Raw genomic sequence first — 4,049 nt, 5'->3', positions numbered from 1 at the left:
AGTCGGGGGTGCGATGGGGGTCGGGGGTGCGACGGAGCCCGGGGACGCGACGACGTCCGTGGGCGCGACGACGTCGGTGGACGCGACGACGTCCGTCAGGGGTATGGCACCCGTCGGCAAAACGTCATCCGCCGGGGCCACGCCGTCCGCCGACGCGTCACGGGACGCGGACGCACCGGCGCCGGCCCGTACGCCGGAGCCCGGCGGCCCACCGGCGCCCGCGGGCGCTGCCAATCCCCCCGGCTCACCGGCGCTCCCGGGCGCCGCGGAGCCCGCCGCCACCGCGGCCTCCGCCGACGTGCGGGCGGAGGCCCGGTGAACGTCCGTGTCCTGCTCGCCGACGACCAGCCGCTGGTGCGGTCCGGACTGCGCGTGCTCATGGCCGACCAGCCCGGTCTGGAGGTCGTCGGCGAGGCCGCCACCGGCGCGGAGGCGGTCCGGCTCACCGGTGAACTCCGCCCCGACGTCGTGGTGATGGACATCCGCATGCCCGGCATGGACGGGATCGAGGCCACCCGCCTGATCACGGCCGGGCCGACGACCGCCCGCGTGCTCGTGCTGACCACCTTCGACGAGGACGAGTACGTCTACGGCGCCCTCCGCGCCGGCGCGAGCGGCTTCGTGGTGAAGGACATGGCGCTGGAGGACATCCTCGCGGCGGTCCGCGTCGTCGCGTCGGGGGACGCGCTCCTCGCCCCGGGGGTGACGCGCCGCCTGATCGCCGACTTCGCCGGGCGGCACTCCTCGGAGCACTCGGCCCACCCCGTCCCCTCCGGACGCTCCGAGCGCACCGATTCCGGACGCTCCGCGGCGCCGGTCGACGGCATCACCGAGCGGGAGCGCGAAGTGCTGACCCTGATCGGGCGCGGCCGGTCCAACACCGAGATCGCGCAGGATCTCTTCATCACCGTGGCCACGGCCAAGTCGCATGTGTCGCGGCTGCTCACGAAGCTGGGTGCACGCGACCGCGTCCAACTGGTCATCACCGCCTACGAGGCGGGGCTGGTGTCGCCTTCTTCTTCCTCTTCGGGCTCGACCGGTGGCGGGTACGAGGGGGACATCGGGTGACACAAGGTACGCACGGACGCGTACGAGGGATGACCGGCCCCGGTCGGGACAGCGGGCGCATTTGCTTCGAACGGAAGATCTGATAACTTTCTTCCCGCGCCGCTAGCTCAGTTGGTCAGAGCGGCTGACTCTTAATCAGCAGGTCCGGGGTTCGAGTCCCTGGTGGCGCACCGAAGTTCGGGCCCCCGTCTCCAAGAGGCGGGGGCCCGAGGCGTGTTGGCGGGCACGTGGCGCAAGCGTGCGCCGGGCGCTGAGGCGCGGAGGGCACGCATCGTCGCGGCCCTCGGTCACCGGCGCCGCACGGTCACGAACCGCCCCAGGAGCCAGCCGATCACCAGCATCGCGGCGAGCGCCAGCCACAGCGGTGTGGAGACCTCGGGACCGATGATCCGGATCTTGACGTGCCGGGTGTTCTCGAAGACGAAGACGAGCGTCAGCACGGCGACGATCAGCAGGACGACCCGTCCTGTCGTCGCCGCCTCCCGCAGCCTGCCTCCCAGGGAGCCGGCGCGGGACGGACCGCTCGTCGAGGACTTGCTCTTGGAAGCCATGCCCTCACCTTCGCAGGGCTCCGCGCGCGGCGGGTGCGCGACTGCGGGTGACGGACGAAGGGACGGGCGGCGTGGAGTCCGCTCCTCGTTCCCTCGCCTTCACTGGGGGCCGGCTTCGCTAAGGGGCAGTCGGCGTCCCGTCCGCGAGGGCCACCGCCGCCGTGTACCCCGGGCCCGCCTCGACGTCGGCCAGCGTCCATCCCGGCGGTGACGCGGGCCGCGGCCCGCACCCCACGTACGTCACCGACAGCCGCTCCGCGAGCCCGGTGCCCGTGCCCTTGAGGTACGCCTCCTTGCGCGTCCAGCAGCGGGAGAAGGCCGCCGTCCGGTCCTCCCTCGGAAGGGCCTCCAGCTCGGCCACCTCCCGGGGGTGCAGCGTGCGGCCGACGCTGTCGACCACCGACATCTGCTGCACTTCCTCGACGTCCGCCCCGACCGGCCTGTCCGCGAAGGCGAGGAACACCAGGTCGCCGGCGTGGGAGAGGTTGAAGTGCAGCGGCGCGCCCGCCGCCGCCGGGCGGCCGTGCGGGGCTCCGCAGCACGGGCAGGGTTCGCGGATCAGCTCGACCGCGCCCGGCGCGAGATCCAGGTAGGCGCCGAGGAGGCGGCGGAGGGCGAGGTGGGCGGCGACGTAGCGGTCGCGGTGCAGGTCGCGGACGAAGGAAGCGGCGCGGGCGCGTTCCCGCGCGTCCAGGACCGCCTCGTACTCGGCGCGGGGCGCGGGTTCGCCGTCCGGCACGCGCAGCAGCCAGAGCACGGGCGCGCCCGAGCCCGCGTCAGCGCTCGGCGTCCAGGGGCCGGGCAGCGGATCGCGGCCCAGCGTGCGGGGGCGCAGGGGGGCGGCGGTGGGTCCACCGGGGTTGCCGGGCTCGCCGGACGTACGCGATGTGCCGGACGTACGCGATGTGCCGGTCATGGGCGTGCCCTCGTCCTCTTCCGTCCCCGTCATCCGCCCGCGCCCGTCATCCGCATGCATCCGCCCGTCCCTGTCGTCCGTCCGCACCCGCCGCCCGTTCCCGCCGTACCGCGTTCCCGCCGCCCGTTCCCGCCGTGCGGCCCCGCCGGATGTCCGGTCGCACGCACCGGACACCGGACCGAAGGCGCCGGGAAAGGGGCACGGCCATCGGACGGGCCAGCGTACCCGGGCGCGCGGTACCCGGTCAGGCCGCCCCCGGCAGACGGCGCAGTTCACCGACGCGCAGGAACCGCGCGAACCTCAGCACACCGCCGGCTGCGGGACGTTAGGGGGCGATCCGCCCGGGTGCGGACCGTCTTGGGGCTGCGTGGCGCCCGCCCCGCGTTGTTGATCGTTCCGACTTCTCTTGCGATGTCTCCTCGATCATGGGCTCAATCTACGGTCCGCGCTCCGGCCCGGTCCGGGGTCGGCCGCGGGCCTGCGGGGCGGCGCCGGGGCCCGTCTCCCCCTAGCGTGCATTGCCCTCGTCCGGCCCGCCCTGTGCTGTTCGAACCGGCCTCGGCGGCGGCATCCGCCGAGGCCGGAGCTTTGGTGGCCGGACGGATGTCGTCCGGCCGGGAACCGGGCGGTCTACGTCGGTTCGGTCCGGTCGAGGAGCTCGACGCCACCGTCCGCGCGCCGCCGCGCCCGTCGGCCCGTACGGTACATCCGCGTGCCGGGCGGCCCGTACGGGTCGGCCGGGAAACGGCCGGCGGTGCGCGCCGGGTGCCCGGGGTACCCGGTGGCGAGCGGTGCGCCGGAGACGTACAACTCGCCCGGTCTGCCCGGCGGACAGGGCCGGAGCGCCGGGTCGAGGACATGGAGGCGCGTGTTCCAGGCGGGCCGGACGGGGCCGTCCGGAGCGTCCCCGTCCGCCGCCCACGTCCGGTGCGCCGCGCCGGCCGCCTCCGGCGGGCCGACGTGGTGGTGCAGGACGGCGTGCGGCAGCACGCGGCGGAAGCGGTCGACGGTCGCGGGGCCCGGCGATCCCCCGGCGGCCAGGACGTGCCGCAACCGCACGCACTCCCCCGCCCCCGGCGCGTTCAGGAACCGTCGGAGGGCGTCGGGGGCGAAGCGGACGACGGTGACGTCGAGTTCACGTATGCGACGGGCCGGGACGGGCCCAGCACCCTGCCCCTCGGCGCGTCCCGCCGTCGTGTCGTACGGCCCGGGCGCTCCGGTCCGCGCGGCCGGCCGGTCGCCGTGGCCCGCCCCGGAACCGTCCTTGGCGGACGCACCGGCGTGGGGCGTGTCCAGGACGAGCGTCGCGCCCGCCCGGAGGGGCCAGAGCAGCTCCTCCGCCAACGTGTCCGCGGTGAGCGGGCCGTGGAGGAGTACGCGGTCGTCGGGTGCGAGGGGGTGGTGGTGCTGAAGCCAGCGGAGGCGGTTGTCGAGGGCGGAGTGGGGGACGACGACGGTGTGACGGTCGGTGGCGTGGGCGGCGGTGACGCGGGTGGCGTAGGCCGGGTGGCGGG

Annotated in this window: 4 protein-coding genes and 1 tRNA gene; 2 read left to right on the top strand and 3 right to left on the bottom strand. The window is 75.2% G+C overall.

The window, feature by feature from the left end; genetic code table 11:
- Positions 1 to 315: 315 nt before the first annotated feature.
- Together ACSNOK_RS31390 and ACSNOK_RS31385 are read left to right on the top strand one after the other, a co-directional pair.
- The gene (locus ACSNOK_RS31390; RefSeq protein WP_436784192.1) at positions 316 to 1,068 is read left to right on the top strand and encodes a response regulator; all 753 of its coding nucleotides are present in this window, start codon (positions 316 to 318) and stop codon (positions 1,066 to 1,068) included.
- A gap of 96 nt (positions 1,069 to 1,164) precedes the next feature.
- A tRNA-Lys gene (locus tag ACSNOK_RS31385) sits at positions 1,165 to 1,238 on the top strand.
- A 117-nt stretch (positions 1,239 to 1,355) separates the two neighbouring features.
- On the opposite strand, the gene ACSNOK_RS31380 is transcribed toward ACSNOK_RS31385, so the two are convergent.
- From ACSNOK_RS31380 to ACSNOK_RS31370, 3 genes are all read right to left on the bottom strand, one after another.
- Positions 1,356 to 1,619, bottom strand: a complete 264-nt coding sequence (locus tag ACSNOK_RS31380; RefSeq protein ID WP_436784191.1) for a DUF1049 domain-containing protein — start codon at positions 1,617 to 1,619, stop codon at positions 1,356 to 1,358.
- Between the two features lie 118 nt (positions 1,620 to 1,737).
- Positions 1,738 to 2,535, bottom strand: a complete 798-nt coding sequence (locus tag ACSNOK_RS31375) for a 4'-phosphopantetheinyl transferase family protein (RefSeq protein ID WP_436784190.1) — start codon at positions 2,533 to 2,535, stop codon at positions 1,738 to 1,740.
- A 630-nt stretch (positions 2,536 to 3,165) separates the two neighbouring features.
- Positions 3,166 to 4,049, bottom strand: an 884-nt coding sequence (locus ACSNOK_RS31370) for an AMP-binding protein (protein ID WP_436784189.1), incomplete at its 5' end; no start/stop codon positions are given.

Origin of the sequence: Streptomyces sp. URMC 126 (genome assembly GCF_051386555.1) — a bacterium.
In the GTDB taxonomy this organism is placed as follows: Bacteria; Actinomycetota; Actinomycetes; order Streptomycetales; family Streptomycetaceae; genus Streptomyces.
The sequence above is the reverse complement of the archived record's forward strand: the minus strand, read 5'-3'. Positions and strand labels throughout refer to the sequence as shown.